Annotated in this window: 1 pseudogene; it reads right to left on the reverse strand. The window is 60.6% G+C overall.

Annotated elements, in window-relative coordinates:
- Positions 1-21: 21 nt before the first annotated feature.
- A pseudogene (locus tag ABNX41_RS21970) lies at positions 22-530 on the reverse strand (IS5 family transposase); the annotation flags it as partial.

Below are 530 nucleotides of genomic sequence, written 5' to 3' on the forward strand. Positions count from 1 at the left end.
TAGGCTCCAGACTCATTAACTTTAGAGCCAGAAGAGGACGGTTGCGGCGAGCGCGATGGCCGAGAGGAAGACGATGGGGCACCTGTCGTATCGGGTCGCAACCCGCCGCCAATCCTTGAGCCTGCCGAACATGATCTCGATACGGTTGCGGCGCTTGTAGCGGCGTTTGTCGTGCCTGATGGCTTTCTTCCTGGCCTTCCTGCCGGGGATGCATGCCTTTATCCCCTTGTCTTTCAACGTATCTCTGAACCAGTCGGCATCATAGCCCCGGTCGGCCAGCATCCACTCCGCCTTCGGCAGGCTACCCAGCATGGCGGCAGCCCCGGTGTAATCGCTGACAGGACCTGCCGTGACAAACATGCGGATCGGACGGCCCTGTGCATCGGCAACGGCATGAAGCTTCGTGTTCATCCCGCCCTTCGTGCGCCCGATCAGCCTGCCGCGCCCCCCTTTTTTACCCGCAGGCTTGAAGCCGTGCGATGGGCTTTCAGGTAAGTCGCATCGATCATGATGGTCTTCTCGTCAGCCGC

The sequence above is a fragment of the Pseudogemmobacter sonorensis genome (genome assembly GCF_042762395.1).
In the GTDB taxonomy this organism is placed as follows: Bacteria; Pseudomonadota; Alphaproteobacteria; order Rhodobacterales; family Rhodobacteraceae; genus Pseudogemmobacter; species Pseudogemmobacter sonorensis.